15 protein-coding genes and 1 pseudogene are annotated in these 19149 nt (G+C 69.8%); 9 read left to right on the forward strand and 7 right to left on the reverse strand.

Annotation, left to right across the window (positions count from 1 at the left end):
- Positions 1-19: 19 nt before the first annotated feature.
- The 3 genes from purF (at position 20) to V9G19_RS00575 (ending at position 3820) form a co-directional block, all read left to right on the forward strand.
- Complete coding sequence (gene purF, locus V9G19_RS00565; RefSeq protein WP_462283552.1) at positions 20-1516, forward strand: amidophosphoribosyltransferase; 1497 nt, start codon at positions 20-22, stop codon at positions 1514-1516.
- Between the two features lie 180 nt (positions 1517-1696).
- On the forward strand, positions 1697-2083 hold the full coding sequence (locus V9G19_RS00570) for a DUF6394 family protein (protein WP_462283553.1): 387 nt from the start codon (positions 1697-1699) through the stop codon (positions 2081-2083).
- Positions 2084-2086: 3 nt separating this feature from the next.
- Entirely contained in the window at positions 2087-3820 is a 1734-nt protein-coding gene (locus V9G19_RS00575; protein WP_462283554.1) for an NAD-binding protein, read from the forward strand.
- Between the two features lie 9 nt (positions 3821-3829).
- On the opposite strand, the gene V9G19_RS00580 is transcribed toward V9G19_RS00575, so the two are convergent.
- Both V9G19_RS00580 and V9G19_RS00585 read right to left on the reverse strand, forming a co-directional pair.
- Complete coding sequence (locus tag V9G19_RS00580; protein WP_462283555.1) at positions 3830-4216, reverse strand: MMPL family transporter; 387 nt, start codon at positions 4214-4216, stop codon at positions 3830-3832.
- A gap of 101 nt (positions 4217-4317) precedes the next feature.
- Positions 4318-6060: pseudogene (locus V9G19_RS00585) on the reverse strand (MMPL family transporter); the annotation flags it as partial.
- Between the two features lie 106 nt (positions 6061-6166).
- Here V9G19_RS00585 and V9G19_RS00590 point away from each other — a divergent pair.
- Complete coding sequence (locus tag V9G19_RS00590) at positions 6167-7048, forward strand: TetR/AcrR family transcriptional regulator (protein WP_462283556.1); 882 nt, start codon at positions 6167-6169, stop codon at positions 7046-7048.
- Positions 7049-7112: 64 nt separating this feature from the next.
- The gene (gene purM, locus V9G19_RS00595; RefSeq protein ID WP_462283557.1) at positions 7113-8240 is read left to right on the forward strand and encodes a phosphoribosylformylglycinamidine cyclo-ligase; all 1128 of its coding nucleotides are present in this window, start codon (positions 7113-7115) and stop codon (positions 8238-8240) included.
- Between the two features lie 419 nt (positions 8241-8659).
- Here the strand turns inward: purM and V9G19_RS00600 are convergent, their stop codons facing one another.
- Positions 8660-8971, reverse strand: a complete 312-nt coding sequence (locus V9G19_RS00600) for a hypothetical protein (protein WP_462283558.1) — start codon at positions 8969-8971, stop codon at positions 8660-8662.
- Positions 8972-9105: 134 nt separating this feature from the next.
- On the opposite strand from V9G19_RS00600, the gene V9G19_RS00605 reads away from it, so the two are divergent.
- Together V9G19_RS00605 and V9G19_RS00610 are read left to right on the forward strand one after the other, a co-directional pair.
- The gene (locus V9G19_RS00605) at positions 9106-10767 is read left to right on the forward strand and encodes an alkaline phosphatase D family protein (protein ID WP_462283559.1); all 1662 of its coding nucleotides are present in this window, start codon (positions 9106-9108) and stop codon (positions 10765-10767) included.
- A gap of 28 nt (positions 10768-10795) precedes the next feature.
- The gene (locus tag V9G19_RS00610) at positions 10796-11719 is read left to right on the forward strand and encodes an SMP-30/gluconolactonase/LRE family protein (RefSeq protein ID WP_462283560.1); all 924 of its coding nucleotides are present in this window, start codon (positions 10796-10798) and stop codon (positions 11717-11719) included.
- Between the two features lie 10 nt (positions 11720-11729).
- On the opposite strand, the gene V9G19_RS00615 is transcribed toward V9G19_RS00610, so the two are convergent.
- The gene (locus V9G19_RS00615; RefSeq protein ID WP_462283561.1) at positions 11730-13214 is read right to left on the reverse strand and encodes a WS/DGAT domain-containing protein; all 1485 of its coding nucleotides are present in this window, start codon (positions 13212-13214) and stop codon (positions 11730-11732) included.
- A 499-nt stretch (positions 13215-13713) separates the two neighbouring features.
- Between V9G19_RS00615 and V9G19_RS00620 the strand changes: the two genes are divergently transcribed.
- Together V9G19_RS00620 and V9G19_RS00625 are read left to right on the forward strand one after the other, a co-directional pair.
- Complete coding sequence (locus V9G19_RS00620) at positions 13714-15042, forward strand: DUF222 domain-containing protein (RefSeq protein WP_462283562.1); 1329 nt, start codon at positions 13714-13716, stop codon at positions 15040-15042.
- Positions 15043-16268: 1226 nt separating this feature from the next.
- Positions 16269-16637, forward strand: a complete 369-nt coding sequence (locus V9G19_RS00625) for a hypothetical protein (protein ID WP_462283563.1) — start codon at positions 16269-16271, stop codon at positions 16635-16637.
- Positions 16638-16703: 66 nt separating this feature from the next.
- On the opposite strand, the gene V9G19_RS00630 is transcribed toward V9G19_RS00625, so the two are convergent.
- Genes V9G19_RS00630 through V9G19_RS00640 form a run of 3 tightly spaced genes read right to left on the reverse strand, consistent with a single transcriptional unit; the run spans position 16704 to position 19068 of the window.
- The gene (locus V9G19_RS00630; protein WP_462283564.1) at positions 16704-17267 is read right to left on the reverse strand and encodes a cysteine hydrolase family protein; all 564 of its coding nucleotides are present in this window, start codon (positions 17265-17267) and stop codon (positions 16704-16706) included.
- A 1-nt stretch (position 17268) separates the two neighbouring features.
- Entirely contained in the window at positions 17269-18801 is a 1533-nt protein-coding gene (locus tag V9G19_RS00635; RefSeq protein ID WP_462283565.1) for a purine-cytosine permease family protein, read from the reverse strand.
- 57 nt (positions 18802-18858) lie between these two features.
- Complete coding sequence (locus V9G19_RS00640) at positions 18859-19068, reverse strand: DUF3073 domain-containing protein (RefSeq protein WP_462283876.1); 210 nt, start codon at positions 19066-19068, stop codon at positions 18859-18861.
- Between the last annotated feature and the right edge of the window lie 81 nt (positions 19069-19149).

Below are 19149 nucleotides of genomic sequence, written 5' to 3' on the forward strand. Positions count from 1 at the left end.
CCATGAGACCATTGGGGTCGTGCCACGCGGAGACGGACGCCTCACCCACGACCTGCTCCCCGGTGAGCGCGGGCCTCAAGACGCTTGTGGGGTATTCGGCCTGTGGGTCCACGGCGAGGACGTCGCCAAGCTCTGTTACTACGGTCTCTACGCGCTGCAGCACCGCGGGCAGGAGTCGGCCGGGATCGCAACGTCCGACGGGCGCCGGCTGCTCGTCTACAAGGACATGGGCCTGGTCAGTCAGGTCTTCGACGAGCGCTCCCTCGCCAGCCTGACCGGCCACATCGCGGTCGGCCATTGCCGCTATTCGACGACCGGCGGCTCGACGTGGGAGAACGCCCAGCCGACGCTCGGCGGGCATTCTGGGTTCACGGTCGCCTTGGCGCACAACGGAAATCTCACCAACTCCATCCAGCTGCGTGAGCATGTCATGGAGCGCGCGGAGCAGGGCTTCGACGTCCACGCCGGTGAGTTGCGTCGCGGCAACACAACCGACACCGCGCTGGTCACGGCCCTGCTTGTCGATGACCCGAGCAAGACCATCGAGGAGCGCGCCTTGGAGGTGTTGCCGCTCCTACGAGGGGCCTTCAGCGTCGTTTTCATGGACGAGCACACGCTGTATGCCGCCCGCGACCCGCAGGGCGTGCGGCCCCTCGTCCTCGGCCGCCTCGACCGCGGCTGGGTCGTCGCGTCCGAGACCGCCGCCCTCGACATCGTCGGTGCCGCGTTCATCCGCGAGGTTGAGCCGGGCGAACTCGTCGCGATCGACGAGGACGGCCTGCGCTCGCGCCACTGGGCCAGCCCGCAGCCCAAGGGTTGCGTTTTCGAACACGTCTATCTCGCCCGCCCCGACACCACGATCAACGGCCGGGTCGTGCACGAGGCCCGGGTCGAGATGGGGCGCACACTGGCGCGCGAGCATACCGTCGAGGCCGACCTCGTCATCCCGACCCCCGAGTCCGGCACGCCGGCGGCGATCGGCTATGCCCAGGAGTCCGGCATCCCCTACGGCCAGGGTCTGGTCAAGAACGCCTATGTCGGGCGCACCTTCATCCAGCCCAACCAGACGATCCGCCAGCTCGGCATCCGGCTCAAGCTCAACCCATTGCGCGAGGTCATTCACGGCAAACGCCTGGTCGTGGTGGACGATTCGATCGTCCGCGGCAACACCCAGCGAGCCCTGGTCCGGATGCTGCGCGAGGCCGGCGCCGCCGAAGTCCACGTCCGCATCTCCTCACCCCCGGTGCGCTGGCCATGCTTCTATGGGATCGACTTCGCCACCCGGGCCGAGCTGATCGCCACTGGCCTGGACGTCGAGGAGGTATGCCGCTCGATCGACGCCGACTCGCTTGGCTACATCAGCGAGGACGGCATGGTCGCCGCCACCCACCAGGATCGAGCCGCCCTGTGCACGGCGTGCTTCACCGGCGACTACCCCATCCCGCTGCCCTCGGAGGACCGGCTGGGCAAGTCGCTGTTGGAGATGCAGCTCCCGGTGGAGATCGTCAGCGGCTGAGGGCCAGTGCGCCCACTGGGGCGCCCCCGTGGAACTTCTGCTAGCAGAACTTGCTTGCCCACCAATAGGCAGCAACGTAGTGGGAGGCCGACTAACTGCTGCTAGCAGAACTTCCTCGCCGGGCGGCGGGGATGCCCGGCGGCGCGACCACGGGGCCGTCGGGTGGCTACGCTCGGCGGTGTGAACCTCGAGAAGGTGGTCTTCGCGTTTTTCGTGGTCCTGGCAGCCACGCTGAATTTCGGCTTTTTCGTCGGCGACCTGACCGATGCCCGGGTGCACAACGTCTACGAGCTGTATGCCGCGGTGATCGTCAACATCATCGCGCTCGTGCTCAAGTTTGGCGACCGCACCCAGATCGGGGCGCTGCACCTGGCCACCAGCCTGGTCGCCGTCATCCAGTTGATCGCCGCTGCGGCGGTGTGGATCTGGGCGAGCGAGGCGACCACGGCCGGCCTGACCATTGAGCACATGAGCAGCGTCGTGTCGCTGTCCGGCGGAGCGCTGCTCGCCAATCTCGTCTCGATCATGCTGCTCGTCATCGAGACGGCGACCTATCAGCGCCGCTGATCCGTGGCCAACCCCCTCCTTTTCGTCCGGCCGCTGCTGCGGCTGCAGTCGGTGCTGCGCCGGCTGCCGGTCGCGATCCCCACGGATGCGCCGACGACGGATGCGATCTTCCTCATGCTGCGCCGGATGCGCTGGCCGCTGATCAGCCTGATCCTCGTGTTCAGCTTCTCCGTCTTCGGCCTGGCGGCCACCCCGGGGCTGGACCCCGACGGACATCCGCGCAAGCTGACCGTATTCGAGTCGTTCTACGTGATGAGCTACACCGCGACGACGATCGGCTTCGGCGAGATCCCCTATCCGTTCACGACGCAGCAACGGCTGTGGGTGACGATGACGATCTATGCGACGGTCATCGTATGGGCCTTTGCGATCGGGACGATGCTGGCGCTCTTCCAGGACGAGATGTTCCGCGATGCCGTGCACGGTCAGCGGTTTGCCCGCAAGGTGCGCGTGCTACGCGACGACTTCCATATCCTTGCGGGGTACGGCCAGGCCGGCCGGATGGTCGGTCGCGGGCTGGACCGGCTCGGGCGCCGGTTCGTCGCCGTCGACCGGCACGGCGGCCGGATCGATTCCCTCGGCACCGACGGGCTATCCGCGGACGTGCCCGGCCTCGAGGCCGATGCCGCCAATCCGGCGGTGCTCGGCATGGCCGGGTTGGGTAGCGCCAACTGCCAGGGAGTGTTGGCGTTGACCGACGACGACGACGCCAACCTCGCGATCGTCCAAGCGGTGCATCTGCTCAAGCCCGACGTGCCGGTGGTCGCCCGGTGCGCCAACCGGGAGATCGCCGAGCACATGGCGGCGTTTGGGGCGGCGGCCATCATCAACGCCTATGACCGTTTCGGTGGCTATCTGACGCTGGCGCTGCGGCGTCCAGCCGTCTATCAACTGGTCGCCTGGCTGATGAGCCCCCCCGGGACGGCGCTGCCGGACCGGGGTGAGGTGGAGTCGGAGGGGTTGTGGGTCGTCTGTGCCGAGGGGCAGTTCCGCGACGAGATCGCCCGCGACCTGCGGGCCGCCGGCTTCGAGGTGGAGTTCGCATCCGCCGACAACGGTCATCCCGACGTCAGCCGGGCCGTCGGTTTCGTCGGCGGCACCGACCGCGACACGGTCAACCTGGCGCTGGCCGCCGAGGTCCGCACGGAGTTCCCCGAGGTATTCATCTGCTTGCGCCAGAGCAGCACGACCCGCACCCGCCTCTACGAGGCGTTTAGTCCGGACAGTCTCTTTGTGCCGACCGACCTGGTCGGGCGGGAAGCCTTCGCCCGGATCAGCACGCCGCGGACCTGGGCCTTTCTCGAGCACGCGATGGAGCAGGACGACGCCTGGGCCGAGGACCTGGTCCGCCGCCTCGTCGACCGGTGCGGCTCGGGGTCACCCGAGCCCTACGGGCTGGTCCTCAACGCCAAGTCGGCGCCCGCCGTGGTTCGCTGGCTGCGTCACCATCCGGCGACGATCGGGGATTTGCTGCGCCGCCCCGACGACCGGGACCAGGTCACCGCGAACTTCCCGGTCTCCTTGACCCGCGAGGGGCGCAGCTACTTCGATCCGGGGGAGGACACCGAGGTCAAGGAGGGCGACGAATGGTTGCTCGGCTCTCGCCGCCACTCCCATCGTGACCTCAGCGAAGTGCTGTTCAACGACGGCGTCATCGAGTATGTCGTCACCGGCAACCAGGTCCCGAGCACGTGGATCTGGCGCAAGCTGACCCGCCGCGGCTACACGACGTCATGACCCGGGACGTCATGACCCGGACGGCAGCGGCTGCGGGCGGAACGCGGGGCCCAGGTCGCCCGGCCCCTCGCGGTGGCCGTAGCGCTCCCACACCCGCGTCAACGCCGGCGGCGCCCACCAATTGGCCCGGCCGAGCAGGCGCATCGTCGCCGGGACGAGGATCGAGCGGACAATCGTCGCATCGATGAGCACGGCGACGAGCATCCCGATACCGATCATCTTCAAAAAGACGATCCCCGAGGTCGCGAACCCGCCGATGACAACGGCGAGCAGCACCGCCGCGCTGGTGATGATCGCGCCCGTATGCTGCAGCCCCGCCGCCACCGCGCCCTGGTTGTCGCCGGTGCGGTCCCACTCCTCGCGGGCCCGGGAAAGCAGGAAGACCTCATAGTCCATGGACAGCCCGACAAGATGGCGAGCATGAGAATCGGCTGGGTCGCATCGAGGTAGCCGGGCGCGGTGAAGCCGAGCCACGAGGACAGGTGGCCGTCCTGGAAGATCCAGGTCACCACGCCGAACGATGCGCTGATCGACACCAACCCGACGACGATCGCCTTGAGCGGCAACACAATCGAGCCGAACGCCAGGAACAGCATGACGAGCATCACCCCGGCGACCAGCAGCCCCATCCACGGCAGGTGCGCGCCGACGGAGTCGACCAGGTCGACGGTCGCGGCGCTCGCGCCGGTGACGTATGCCGCCGCCTCGCCTCCCGGCGTCACCTCCCGGATCGCCCGGGCGACGTCTTGGGACGCCGGCGACTGGGCCTCGCCGATCCAGTGGGCGGTCAGCAGTGCCGCGGGCTGCCCGTCGATTCTCGCCTCGGCACCCGGCGTGACGGCATAAACACCCGGTAGGGCGTCGACGCGAGCGGCATACGACTGAGCTTGCTCCGGGGTGGCCCCGGTCAGGACGATCGGTGCACTCGCGTCCGGCCCGCCGAACCAATCGGACTGGGCAATCGCTGCCGCGTGGCTCGGGCTGCTCGCCGGGAGCACCCTTTCGTCGACGCCACCCCAGCGGGCACCCCAAAACGGCGCCGCGAGGACGAGCAGGACGGCCCCGACCGCCAGCAGATAGCTGACCGGACGCCGCATGACGCTGTGCCCGAGACGCGCCCAGATCCCGGCCGGGGCGCCAGCGTGCCGACCGGCCACCCGGTCGGTCAGACCGCGCCGCCACGGCATTTTGCCCCAGTCGATGCGCGGGCCGAGGATCGTCAGCAGCGCAGGCAGCACGGTGAGCGCGGCGAGCATCGCGACCAGCACGGCCGCCATGCCGCCCAGGCCCATCGAGCGCAGGAAGTTCTGCGGGAAGACAAGCAGCGAGCCGAGTGACGCGGTGACGATCAGGCCGGAGAAGAGCACGGTCCGCCCGGCCGTCGCGACGGCGGCCGCGCTGGCCCGGCGCACCGAATCCCGGGAGGCGTCCGCTTGGCCGGCCAGCTCCTCGCGGAAGCGGGCGACGACGAACAACGCGTAGTCGATCGCCAGCCCCATCCCGAGCAGCGTGATGACGTTGATCGCAAAGACCGAGATGTCGGTCAGCCCGGTCAGCAGCCGGACGATCGCGAAGGCGCCGAGGACGGCGATGGCACCGATCAGCGTCGGCATGAGCGCGGTGACGAGCGAGCCAAAGATCAGCAGCGACAGCACGAACACGATCGGCATCGTCAGGCTTTCGGCGCGGGCGATGTCGTCACCGACCTGCGCGTTGACGTCGGCATAGACCGCCCACGCCCCGGCCACATGTGTCTCCAGCCCGGGAGCCGCCAGTCGGTCCTTGATCGCGTCGTATGCCGCGGACTTCTCGTCCTCGCTGTCGCCGGTGAGCGTGAGGAAGACGCGCGTCGCGTGGCCGTTGTCGCCGAGCTGTGCCGGATTGCGGCTGTCGTAGTAGGTGACCGCCGAGCGGACCGCCGTCGCCGGGAGCGCGTCCACGACGGCGGTGACGGCATGCTCGACGCTCGGGTCCGTGGCCGCCCGGGCCGGGTCACGATAGATCGCGACGGCGTCGACCTGGCTGTCCGGGAAGTGTTCGGTGATCATCGCGGCGCCGCGCGCCGACTCGCTCGCCGGATCCTCGAACCCGCCGTCGTGCAGCGACCCGAAGACCCCGATTCCGTATGCCGCCGCGACGGCGACGACCGCCGCGACGAACGCGAGCACCGCCTTGGCGCGGCGCGCCACGTACCGACCCCAACTGTCCATACCCCTGCCTCCTGTAAGTGGACGACGCATCTGCGATGGAACATCGCTGATGTTTACAGAGATAACTGTTATTGGTCGTAACTACCGTTGTCAAGCGTTAGACTGGATTCACCGGGTGAACAGCGAGGAGGGAACGGTGACGAGTTCGATGACGAGCGAGTCGGGGCTCGGCGGGCCGATGGGGGGCGGCCTAACCCGCCGCGAACGGCAGCGGCTGGCGACCTACGACGAAATCGTCGTCGTGAGCCGGGCATTGCTCGCGCGCGGCGAGGAGGTCTCGCTGCGCGCGGTGGCCGGCGAGATGGGGATGACCCCGCCGGCGCTCTACCGCTATGTCGACGGACACGCGGAGTTGCTCGCGCTGCTCGGGCGGGCGATCTTCGTCGACGTCGTGGAGCACATGGCGGCCGCGCGGGACCGCTTCCCCGCCACCGATCCGGCCGGCCAGATCGTCGCCGCGGCGGTGGCCTTCCGCAGCTGGGCGCTGCGCGAGCCGGCCGAGTTCCGGTTGGTCTTTGCCAGTGCCGAGTCGGTGGCCGATGGTGAGGAGACGACCTGCTGCCCGACGATCCCGGGAGTGACGACGAGCCTGGAGGGACACGAAAGCTTCGGGGTGTTCTTCGCTGAGATCTTCACCCGGCTGTGGCAGCAGGTGCACTTCCCCGTGCCCGGCGCGGAGCAGTTGGCGAGCGAACTCGGCGCGAACGTGGTTGCGGCCCTGGCGGCTCCGCCCGCGGAGAAGGTCGAGGTCGTCGGCGCACTGCCCACCGTCGGGCCGGGCATGCTGTGGATCTTCCAGCGGGCCTGGGTCCGGCTTTATGGCACGGTGATCCTCGAGGTGTTCGGCCACATTCACCCGGCGCTCGCGGATTCCGGAGCGCTCTTTGCCGCCACCGTCCGGGACATCGGCCGCGACCTCGGCCTGGAGGCGGACTGGGAGCGACTCGGCCCGATCCTGCGCGAGCTGCTCGCCCACGACACCGGCGCGGAAGCCGGGGGTGCAGCGAGGGAGGACTGAGCAGAAGCGACTTCGCCGGGAGCGGCCCAACGGGGACACTCAACGGGGGACATAGGCTGGCGGCGTGGAGCCGACGCCGATCACGTATGCCGCCGCTGGTGTCGATGTCGAGGCCGGTGACAAGGCCGTCGAGCTGATGAAGGCGTCCGTCGCGCGAGCGACCCGGCCGGAGGTGATCGGCGGTCTCGGCGGGTTTGCCGGCCTCTTCGACGCCTCCGCCCTTGCGCGAATGACCCGTCCGGTGCTGGCCACGTCCACCGACGGGGTCGGCACCAAGGTGGCCATCGCGCAGGCGCTCGACCGGCACGACACCGTCGGCTTCGACCTGGTGGGCATGGTGGTGGACGACATCGTCGTGTGCGGGGCCGAGCCGCTGTTCATGACCGACTACATCGCTTGCGGCAGCGTCGTGCCCGAGCGCATCGCCGCCCTCGTCGGCGGGATCGCCGCCGCGTGCGTCCAGGCGCGGGTCGCGCTCGTCGGCGGGGAAACGGCCGAGCACCCCGGGCTGATGGAGCCGGACGAATACGACCTCGCCGGCGCGGCCACCGGCGTCGTGGAGTATGCCGAGATCATCGGCCCGCAGCGCGTCGCCACGGGCGACGTCGTGCTGGCGTTGGCGTCATCCGGGTTGCACGCCAACGGTTTTTCTCTCGTCCGGCGGGTGATCGCCGCCGCGGACTGGAGCCTGGAACGGTCGGTCCCGGAGTTCGGCCGCACGCTCGGCGAGGAGCTGCTCACCCCCACCCGGGTGTATGCCGCCGACCTGCTCGACGTCATTCGCGACCCCGCCGTCATCGCCGGTGGCGGCATCCACGCGCTGTCGCATGTGACCGGCGGTGGCCTGGCCGCTAACCTCGCCCGCGTGCTGCCGGCGGGGGTGCACGCCCGCATCGACCGCACGACCTGGACGCCACCGGCGGTCTTCGAGGCGATCGGGACGCTGGGCCGGGTGCCCCGGGACGACGTGGAGCGCACGCTCAATATGGGTGTCGGCTTCGTCGCCGTGCTTCCGCCGGGTGCCGCGGAGGCGGCCCGGCAGGTGCTTGCCGGCCGGGGTATCGTCAGCTGGCTCCTCGGTCAGGTGTATAACGCCGAGGACGCCCCGATCAGGGACGACGTCGAGGTGGTGCGCGGCGCCAAGGGCGTGCACGGCGGCTCGGTCCAGCTGGTCAACACCCACCCGCGCTAGGGAGAGCGCGCCAGAGGCAGGCCCAGCCTTCCGGCGGACAGCATGGCGCCAGGCGCCTCTGCGCGGCGCCCCCGAGGCGTTAATGCATGCTCCTGACGCATGGGACATATTTCCGCACGTTAATTGTGTTATCGGTTGGAGAGCGAGACAATTGTCGTGGTGTCACAAGGACGTGCAACGCCAACAGAAATGCCCGTCACGGACAACCGACACTCATCGAAAAGGCTCGACATGACCCGCCTGAAGACCTGGCTGAAGAAGTTCGACGCGTGGACCCTCGACGTGTGCAACCCGCGCATGCCGGGATACCGCTCCTGATCGCACCACCACGCCACACCAAGGCGTGACCGGACAAAGCCCAGGGCGCTGCCCCCCGGTCGGGGGCAGCGCCCTGGGCTCGCTAACGTAGCCGGGCTAGGTCAGGCCCCACCGTCGGCCCCACCGTCGCCGCCGGCGCCGCCATCGCCGCCAGCATCGGCTCCGCCATCCGCGCCGCCATCGCCAGCCGCGCCGCCGTCGGCTCCGCCGTCACCAACCGCGCCGTCATCGGCGCCGCCATCCGCCCCACCGTCGCCGGCGCCACCATCGGCCCCACCGTCACCGCCGGCGCCGCTGTCCGCGCCGCCGTCGCCGCCCAAGGCGTCGTCGCCCAGCACCGCGTCCGCGGCGCTGCCATCGGCCCCGCCGTCGGCTCCACCGTCGCCGGCAACCGGAACTGTCGTGTCGGACATGCGCGACCTCCTCGTCTCGGGCGACCCGTGTGGTCAACCCGTTGGGTGCGAGTCTGGCAGCCGAGGCGAGGAATAGGAACGTCGGCGTCCGGGAATTTCAGCCGTGGAGCGAGGAGATGTCCTAAGCTGCCGAGATGGCCGCCGATGAGCGCGACAGCCCCCTGCGGCTCGGTCCGATGCTCCGTTACGCCGACGAGAATTCGGTCTCGATCTGGGTCCAAACCCACCAGGCGGCAACCGTTTCCGTCCACGCCGACGGCCGGGAGTGGTCCGCGCGCACGTTCACGGCGCACGGCTTCCACTACGCGCTCGTCCTGGTCACCGGGCTGGCGCCGGCGAGCCGGCTGCCCTACACGGTGGCTATCGACGGGGCCGAGGTCTGGCCCCCGCCGGCCAGCACCTTCCCGCCCAGCGTGATCCGCACGATCGATCCGGCGCGGCCCACGCGGCTGGCGTTCGGCTCGTGCCGCACCACGGCGGGCCACGACCCCGACGCGGTCGCGATGCACGGGATCGACGCCCTGCGCTCGTATGGCATGGCTCTTGCCCGCGATCGCGCCGCCGTTCACTGGCCCGACGTGCTGCTCTTCCTCGGCGACCAGGTCTATGCCGACGAGGTCGTCAACCCGGAGATGCTGGCCGTCATCCACGCTCGCCGCGCGCCCGGCGAGGAGCCGCAGGACGAGATCCGCGACTACGTCGAATACGACCACCTTTATCAGCTCGCCTGGCTCGACCCGGTCGTCCGCTGGCTGCTCTCCACCATCCCGAGCGCGATGATCTTCGACGACCACGATGTCCGGGACGACTGGAACACCTCCTATGCCTGGCGCCACGAGATCACCCAGCTGCCGTGGTGGCAGCTGCGCATCGAAAGCGCGCTCGCCTCTTACTGGGTCTACCAACACGCCGGCAACCTTGCCCCGCGCGACCTCGCCGCGGACGAGATCTGGCGTCGGGTCCAGGCCGCCAAGGACGGCGGAGAGGTCGACATCACCGCCGCTCTCGACGCCCTGGCCGACCGGGCCGACGAGCATCCCGAGACCTATCGGTGGAGCTACACCCGCGACCTCGGGGACAGCCTGCTGATCGTCCTCGACTCCCGCGCAGCCCGTGAATTGCAGCCCGAACGGCGCTCCATGCTCGATGAGCGCGAGCTGGCCTGGCTGGACGATCAGCTGCGCGGCGGGTGCGACCACGTCTTCATCGGCACCTCGCTCCCCTTTCTCCTACCGCCCGGCCTGCACGACCTCGAGGCGGTCGATGAGCAACTCGCCAACGGCAGCTTCGGCCCGCGCCTGGCCCGGCTGGGGGAGAAGCTGCGCCAGGCGGTCGACCTGGAGCACTGGGCCGCGTTCACCAGCGGCTTCGACGACGTCTTCGCCATGGTCATCGACCTCGCTCGGGGAGGGCGTGGACCGGCTCCGGCCACGATCACCTTCCTTTCCGGAGATGTCCACAACTCCTATCTCGCCGAGGTGACCGAGCTAGGGCGGTATGCCGCCCAGTCCCGGATCATCCAGGCGGTCGCCTCACCGATGCGCAACCCGATGCCACGCTGGCTGCGCATCGCGATCTCGCTCGTGGCCAAGCGGCTCGTGCGGCCGATGCGCTTCCTCGCCAATCGTTCGGCACGAATCGGCGACCCCAAGTATCCCTGGACGGTCACCCACGGCCCCTGGTTCGACAACAATGTCGCCGTGTGTGAGGTTTGCGGGCGGGGCCTTCGCCTGAGCTGGTGGGCCGGGACTGCTGATGACGGGCTGCGATCGGTCGCCGACATCACGCTGAGCTGACCGGCCGGCGGGCATAACCTCGGTGGGTATGCAGCAGCGCAACCTCACCGTGATCCCGGTGCCCGGCGTGGGCGCCGAAGACGTCCTGGTCGCTGAGGACGGCACCGTGTACACCGGCTGCGCCGACGGCTATGTCTATGCCCTCGGCGCCGGGGGCGACGAGGTCTGGCGGGTCGGCGGCACGGGCGGGCGCCCGCTCGGGCTGGAGTGGCTGCCCGATGGGCGCCTACTGGTCTGCGACGCCCACCGCGGCCTGGTGGCCATGGACACCCACGACGGCCGGGTCGACGTGCTCGCGCGCACCGTCGCCGGCGTGCCGATGGTCTTCACCAACAACGCCGCCGTGCTCTCGGACGGTACGATCTGGTTCACCGACTCCAGCACCCGGTGGTCGATCGAGCGGTGGAAGGCCGACCTGATCGAGGACACCTGCACCGGCCGGCTGCTGCGGCTCGATCCGGGCAGCACCGAACCCGACGTCGTCCTCGACGGGTTGAGCTTCGCCAATGGTGTCGCCAAGGCACCCGACGGGTCCTTCGTCGTCGTCGCCGAGACCGGGCACCGGCGGCTGCGCCGGCACTACCTGTCCGGTCGGCTCGCCGGGAACGCCGATGTCTTTGCCGAGGACCTGCCGTCACACCCGGACAACATCGCGCTTGGGTCGGACGGTTTGATCTGGGTGACCTACACCTCGCCGAGCGATCCGATTCTCGGGGTTTTGCAGCATTTCCCGGCGCTGCTGCGTGGGCTCGTCCGCCGCGCCCCCGAGTGGCTGCAGCCGGCGCCGCAGCGGGTGGCGCGCGTCGCGGCATACGACCTGAACGGGCAGGTCGTGCACGACATCGACTGTGACGCGCGCCGCTGGCAGATGGCGACCGGGGTGCGCGAGCACGACGGCCGGGTGTGGCTCGGTAGCCTCGTCGAGCCGGCGGTGGCCTGGTTCGACCTGTGACCGGTCGCGCTCAGATGGCGCCCACGACGTGCCGGTCGTAGGCGCGCCGCAGGTAGCCGGTGATTACCTGGGGATCCGGGAGCAAGGTCGCATCGCAGGCCAGGCCGATCGTCACCTCTCCGCTGTAGGAGAACATGCACATGCTCATCGCCTGGTCACCGCTGTTGGGTGGCCAGGCTAAGATCGAGGCGACGGGCACCCCGCATACCGACATCGGCGTGGCCGGCCCGGGGACGGCGCTCAACACGCCGGCGGCCTTGCTGGCAAACAGGTCGGTCAACGCGTTGGCCATGGCGCGGGGCAACCGGGCCATCACCTTTTGTAAGCCGAAGGTGATCACCGGTTCCTGGCTATTCTTGACCCGCTGCATCCGGGTCTGAACCGCGTGGACGACCTCGCCGAAGTCGTCGCTGCCAAGCGGCATCGGCACGAAGACGAGACAGAAGTGATTGCCCAGCTCGGTCGGCGCCGACTCGATGTCGAGCGGCTGCAGCGACATCGGCATCATCCAGTGGATCTCCTCCACGAGCGCATCCCGCTCCCGAAGGTAGTCGGTCAACGCGAGCGATACCAAGGTCATGTAGAGATCGTTGAGCGTGGCGTCGTGTCGCCGCGCGACCGTCTTCATCGCCGCCAGATCGAGACCGTCAACCCAGGCGACGAGCTTGTCGATGCCCGGCGTGCCGCTCCACGCCGTGGTGACCTCGTGACCGGAGGCGAGAACGCGGCTCATTTCGCCGACGGTGTTGATGCTCTCGTTCTGGGTGGAACCAAGCAGCTCGAAGACGTCGACCAGGCGGCCCGGATGGATGAGCGCGGCCAGGTCGCTCTGCAGGGCGCTCGGGCGCAGGTGACCGGCCACGGTCCGCGGCAGGTGCAGGGCGCCGTCGACGAGGCTACGGCCGATGTCGCCGGCGTCGGCCAGCCCGCGCCTGACCGCCTCGGGCCCGGCGGCCAACAGCCCGTGTGATTCGTTGTCGCGCCCGACCCGCGGCGGCAGCTCGTGCTCGTCCCCGACATGGTCGAAGAGGGACAAGATCAACTGGACGATGCGGATGCCGTCGGTGATCGCGTGGTGGGCGCGGAAATGGATCGCGGAGGTGGGCGTCGGTCCGAATCCGTGCACACCGACGATGAGGTCGATATTCCACAACGGGTGGTCATGGTCGAAGGGGGTCGCGAACGCGCGCCCGATGTGGTCTTGGAGGGCCGCCGCGTCGGATGCGCCGGGGAGTTCGACGCGGGTGAGGTGCCGGGCCAGATCGAAGGCCGGATCGTCCTCCCAATACCATTGCGCCCCGCTCTGGACGGCACACTGGCTGAACACTCGGTAGCGGTTGATCATCCGCTCGCGGCAGACCTCCCGGAACTGCGCCAAGTCCGGCTCACCGTCGAGAATGAAAAGGCCGTGGCCGTACATCAGCTTCGTGGGCCGGTCCATGTGCAGCCACGACTGGTCGGCCGCGGGCACCAGCACCCGCGCGTCGTCTGCCATGGGCCAACCCTAGGACACGCCAGGAAGTGGCCGCCCTCCCTCGTCGGTCGGGTACTTAGCCTCGATCCGTGGAAGACCCGGTGGATTCGGTCTCCGTGGCTGTCTTTGGGACTGTTGGTTCGGGCTGGATGTGGGTGGGCTGGGGTGGGCCGCTGGTCTGCCCAGGTTTTCACGAAGGGGTCTCCAGTTGGGCCGTTATGGCGGTGTCCGGCAAGACCAAGCAGGGCGCCAGCTTTGGCCGCCACTTAGCGTTGGGCGCCACTCAGCGTCGGGCGCGAGCAGCCGCGAGGGTCCTGTCGCCCGAACAGTCCCAACCCGCCAAGCCCAGCCAGACATCCTCACCAGATCGCAGCCTCCCCCGCCACCAACCAAAGGCCCCACCCCCCAGCAACATCGAACGGCCAAGCAGCCGCGGCACGCGACCAAAAGCCCCGTCCCCACAGCGATAATTCCTCCGTTTGTTCTTGTCTACCGACAGGTAATGTAGTACAATTGTGGCATGACGGCGATCCTACCCACCACCCCCGGAACCCCCGGGGACGATGGCGGCTGGGACCACACCGTGAATGACTTCTTTGATGACTGTGACGGGCTGGCCGGTCAGCTGACTCCGGAGGAAGAGCTGGCGCTGCTGCAACGCGGGGATGAGGAGCCGATGTTCGCCGACGCGGCCGAGGAGGCCGCGTTCTTCGCCCAGATCCGCGCGGACATGGAGGACTACGAGGCCGCCCAGTTCCCCCGCCGCGGCCGCGGCGGCTACCCCGGCGGCGGCGAGGGTGGGGATGAGTGCGGCGCCCGGTTCGCGGAGCTGGTGGGGGCACCACAGCGGGCGAGCGATCAGGTGGCCTGGCTGACCGCGATCACCGACGCGTTGGCCGAGGTCGACGGCCTGGCCCAGGACGCGGGGCAGGGGGAGCGGATCGAGGTGTTGAGCGTGTGTGAACGCCTCAAAGCGGCCCTGGCGGCGGCCCAGGCGCGAGTGAGCGTCGCGTTCGCCGACACCCATACCGCCGACGCGCACGCCCGCGGGCTCTCGCCGCGGGCGGCGGGGCGGGGAATCACCCCGCAACTCGCGCTGGCCCGCGGGTGTAGCCCGTCGGCGGCGCAGGCGCAGCTGTCCCAGTCGCGGGCGTTGACCAGCGTGTTACCGCACACCCTGGCCGCCCTGACCGCGGGCCTGATCTCCCCGGCGGTCGCGGGCGCGGTCTGCGCCGAAGCCGCCGGGTTGTCCGAGGACGACCAGCGCCTCCTGGACGCCGAGCTCGGGGAGCGGTTGCCGGTGTTGACCCTGGCGCAGGCGCGGGCCGCCGCCGCCCAGGTCGCCGCCCGGCTCGACCCGGACGCCGTCCTGGCCAGGCACGCCAAAGCGGTCTCCTCCCGGGGAGCGTGGACCCGGCCGGCGCCGGACGGGATGGCCTACCTGACCCTCTTGGACACGTTGCCGCGGATCGTGTCCGCGTACGCGTGTTTGCACCGGCACGCCACCGGCGTGCTCGCCGGCGCCGACCCGGACGACCCGCCGGGGGAGCGGACCTATTCGCAGGTGCTGGCCGACACCGCCATCGCGCGGCTGTCTGGGCTGGCGTCCGGGCAGTTCCCCCCGGCCGCGGTCACCCTGGTGATGACCCCCGACAACCTGTACGGCAAGAACCTCAACGACCTGAGCGACCTATTCACCCCCACCGCCCCCAGTGACACCACCGACAACACCGACACCGACACCACCGGCGCTCACCGACACCACCGGCGCTCCCGACACCACCGGCAGCGACAGCACCGCCGACAGCCGTGCCACCGAAACCACCGGCAGCGACAGCGGCGCGACTGAGACCGCCGACACCCGCACTGGCGACGACGCCGGCGCCGGCGAACCCGAACCTTGGCCCGCCGAAGCCGACGCTGCCGAGCCCGAGTCCGAGCCTGCTGCCAGCTCGCCGGCCGAGACGGTTCCCGGCGATGCCACCGCCGACGCTGACCCCACCGACGACGGCGAGCCCGCCGACCAGCCGTCGCCTGGAGAGCCTGACACCCACGGCGAGCCGAACGATGACGGCGCCGAGCCCGCCGACACCCGTGCGGGCAGCAGGACCCAGCCGGCCGGCCCCAGCGGCCCCAGCGGCCCCGCCGCGCCCGCGCCATCCCCCGGTGACGATCGCGGCGACCCGGACAAGGCCGCCGATCCCGACGACACCGACCCCGCCGGCGTCCTCGCCGACCAGCGGCCCCCTGACCCCGCCGACACGCATCCCGACAGCCACCCCGCCACCGAGTCCGACCCCATCACCGAAGCCCCGGCGGGCGAGCCGCCAACCCCGACGGACCAGCACCCACCCACCGAGCCTGCCTGGCACCGCCCCGGCGAGGGCAGCCGCTGCGCCGGCGCCGCCGACCCCGTCCGCATCCTCGGCCACGGCACCATCCCCGCCGCCCTCGCCCGCGAATGGCTCCTGTACGGCTGCGACACCCCCGACACCGACACCGACACCCCCGACAACCACTACGGTCCGCCGGGCCCCGGCGAGCACCCCGCCGCGGTGTCCCTGCGGCGGGCGTTCACCAGCCCCGACCGGCGCGACCTGATCGCCCTCGAATCCGCCGCCCGCCTCTTCCCACCCCTGCTGCGCTCCCTGCTCATCCTGCGCGACGATCGCTGCCGGATGCCCCACTGCGATGCCCCCATCCGCCACGCTGACCACGCCGTCCCCGCCGCGAAGGGCGGGCCCACCAGCTACCAGAACGGGCAAGGCCTGTCCGCCGGCTGCAACTACACCAAAGACCTGCCCGGGTTCACCACCCGCGTCCTAACCCGCGCCGAGATCGCCGCCTACGCCGCCGGACCCGAGACCGACCGCAACACCCACATCGCCCGCAACGCCAGGCCCCGCACCCACATCACCGCGATCACCACCCCCACCGGCCACACCTACCTCTCCATCCCACCCCCAGCCCTCGGCTGGGGACACCGCCCCACCTGACCGGCCCTGACCGGCGTGAGGCGCCGCCCAACCCCGGCCCCACCAGCCTGACAGCCAGAACCGACCTCTCTTACCCGGCGTGACCCGCCGGCAAACAACGGCGACCTTTCACCATCGGCGAAGTACGAGATCTGGCTGGGGCCGGGGTGGACTGCTTGACGATCATCCGGGTCCGCCAGGTCGCCAAGGACGGCGCGTTGGCCGCGTCACCGACCTCGAACCCGGGCACCCGGGACGCTCGGCCAAGGAGGTCGAACTCGACGAGGCGAACGCAGAGATCGCCCGGCGGGGGGAGGCGGTCAAGGCGTTGACCCCAGCCGAGGTCGAGGCCATTCTGGAAGCGTTCGCCGAGTTCGGGGAGAAAGACTTCTCCCACCGCCGCCTGGCGCACCGCGGCTCCTACGAGAACCTGTTCTGGGCCTCCCAGCGACCGTTCGCCGCGTCCTGAACGACCATGACCTGAGGTTCCGTCACCCGCCTTCGAACAAGCCCTCGACGCCGAAGCCTCTACCACTTAGGACTTGTCGGACATGGCGGCGATGACAATCTGCGGGGCGAACAACGCCAGCACGGCGAGCGCGTGCTCGTGGTCGTCTCGGGTCGACCCGGCGCACGCGTTCGCGGCAATCCGGATGCTCGCCCCGGCATCGGCGGCAGGCAACGCGGTGGCGATCACGCAGCAGTCGGTCGAAACCCCCGCGAGTGTCAGGCGAGGATGCTCCCCGACGACCGCCCGCAGCGCCGGTCCCCACTTGCCGAAGGTCGCGCACGTGACCACGTGCCCCGCCGCACCGGCCAACTCGGGGACGAGCACATAGAGCGGATCGTCATCGGGGACAAGCGCGAACGGCCAGTCCCGGTAGTAGGCGCCCCAGGACCCACCGGCGCCCGGGTCGGCGACGAAGCGCGTCAGGATCGTCCGCTCCGGCCCGTATGCCGCAGCCAGCGCCACCATGCGCGGCAGCGCAGTCGCGAACATCGGCGAGCCCCAGGCGCTCGTTGCCGGGTCGGCGAAGATCGCCTGCGGGTCGATGACGACGAGCCAATCGTCGCCGCCGAGCGGTGCCAACGCGCTCACCTCAGCGGCCTGTCAACCCTGGCCCGTATGCCGCATACCCCCGCGGCAGCTCCTGCTCGCGCACCCAAGGGCGGCGGGCGAGGAAGGTGACCAGGAACGACCCGGCCAGGGCGAGCAGCACGCCCAGGTTGGCGTAGGGCCAGTTGCCCTCCCAGTAGCCGTCCGCGGCGTTCCAGGTGCCGAGGCCGAGGGGCTGAAGGAGGAAGCCCTGCCAGTTGTTCCACGAGGCGTCTTGGGCGAAGTTGTTGACGACCAGCCCCCAGCCGAGCACCGACATCACCACCATGGTGGCGATCGAGATCCAGTCGACCGCGCCATAGACCCCGCGCCGGTCGAACAGCGAGTTCTCGTCGTAGTCGCGCCGTCGCAGGGCGATATCGCTCATCATGATCCCCGCCCAGGCCGCGAGCGGGACCCCGAGCGTGATGAGGAAGGACTGGAACGGGCCGGCGAAGCTCTCGGCGAAGAACACGACCCAGATCGTCCCGAGCGTCAAGATGACGCCATCGACCAGGGCAGCCGCCGGCCGCGGGATGCGCACGCCGAGCGAGAGCAGCGTCAGGCCCGAGGAATAGATGCCGAGCACCGCGCCGCTGACCAGCGAGAGGATGACCGCGATGAGGAAGGGCACGAGGAACCAGGTCGGCAGGATCTCGGCGAGGGCACCGATCGGGTTGCTCAGGATGCCCTCGTTCACCGTGGCGTCCGAGCCGGCGAGCAGCAGGCCGAAGACCACGAGCGCGGTCGGAGCGACGGCGCCGCCGAAGGTATTCCAGAAGATGATCGCGGGCCCGGAGGCGTCGCGGCGCTGATAGCGCGACCAGTCGGCGGCGATGTTGATCCAGCCGAGGCCGAAACCGGTCATGACCATGACCAGCGCCCCGATGACCGCCTGCCAGGGCCCGCTCGGCAGCGCCGAGACCGTTCCCCAGTCGATGTGCCTTGCCGCCAGGATGATGAAGGCGATCGTCACGATCCCGGTGATCCAGGTCAGGTAGGACTGCATCCGCATGATGATGTGATAGCCGGCCACTGAGGCGGCCACGATCATCAGCGCGACGACCGCCGCCGCGATGATCTTGGTGGCCGTGCCACCGCCCCAGCCCAGCCGATCGAAGATGGTCGCCGTCGCCAACGTCGCGGTGATCGCCAAGAACGTCTCCCAACCGATGGAGACCAGCCACGAGATGATCCCCGGCAGCTTCTGACCGACAACGCCGAAGGGGGCTCGCGACAGGATCATCGTCGGGGCCGAGCCGCGTTTGCCGGCGAGGGCGATGATCCCGCACAGGAAAAAGCTGACCACGACCCCGACGACCGTGACCAACACCCCCTGCCAAAAGGAGATGCCGAAGCCGAGGACGAACGCGGCATACGAGATGCCAAAGACCGAGACATTGGCCGCGAACCAGGGCCAAAAGAGGTCCTTCGGCGAGGCCGACCGCTCGGCCTCGCCGATGATCTCGATCCCGGTCGTCTCGACGCCCAGGGAACGGACGCGCTCAGCGGTGCCGGAGGGGGTGGCAGTGCTCATGGCGTGAGCGTGCCAGAAAAACGCCGGTAGCAGGGGCACCGGCGCGCACTCAGGGGGTCAGCGACTCCCGGAAGCCCAACGACCGTAGTCGTCGTCGTCCTCGTCGTCCTCCACGATCTCAGCGTCGTCGGAGAAGTCCTCGGCGTGGCGCACGCTGGCGCCTTGGTGGAGTTCGCGCTCAAGCGCGCTGAGGTCGGTATTCGGGGAGTAGTACTTCAACTCCCGGGCGACCTTGGTTTGCTTGGCTTTGGCCCGGCCGCGCCCCATGGCGTGACCCCCTTGTGTCGTCAGCGGGACGGCATCGCTGACCGGTTGCGGCACCCTGGCCGTCACCGGTGGCGCGGAGCG

It is taken from the genome of Nostocoides sp. (assembly GCF_037045025.1).
GTDB lineage: Bacteria > Actinomycetota > Actinomycetes > Actinomycetales > Dermatophilaceae > Nostocoides_A.

Excerpts from the sequence above, each read along its gene's own strand:
- V9G19_RS00580 (WP_462283555.1), bottom strand. The coding sequence starts at position 4,216 with ATGGACTATGAGGTCTTCCTGCTTTCCCGGGCCCGCGAGGAGTGGGAC.
- V9G19_RS00600 (WP_462283558.1), bottom strand. The coding sequence starts at position 8,971 with ATGTCCGACACGACAGTTCCGGTTGCCGGCGACGGTGGAGCCGACGGC.
- V9G19_RS00605 (WP_462283559.1), top strand. The coding sequence starts at position 9,106 with ATGGCCGCCGATGAGCGCGACAGCCCCCTGCGGCTCGGTCCGATGCTC.
- V9G19_RS00610 (WP_462283560.1), top strand. The coding sequence starts at position 10,796 with ATGCAGCAGCGCAACCTCACCGTGATCCCGGTGCCCGGCGTGGGCGCC.
- V9G19_RS00615 (WP_462283561.1), bottom strand. The coding sequence starts at position 13,214 with ATGGCAGACGACGCGCGGGTGCTGGTGCCCGCGGCCGACCAGTCGTGG.
- V9G19_RS00620 (WP_462283562.1), top strand. The coding sequence starts at position 13,714 with ATGACGGCGATCCTACCCACCACCCCCGGAACCCCCGGGGACGATGGC.
- V9G19_RS00635 (WP_462283565.1), bottom strand. The coding sequence starts at position 18,801 with ATGAGCACTGCCACCCCCTCCGGCACCGCTGAGCGCGTCCGTTCCCTG.
- V9G19_RS00640 (WP_462283876.1), bottom strand. The coding sequence starts at position 19,068 with ATGGGGCGCGGCCGGGCCAAAGCCAAGCAAACCAAGGTCGCCCGGGAG.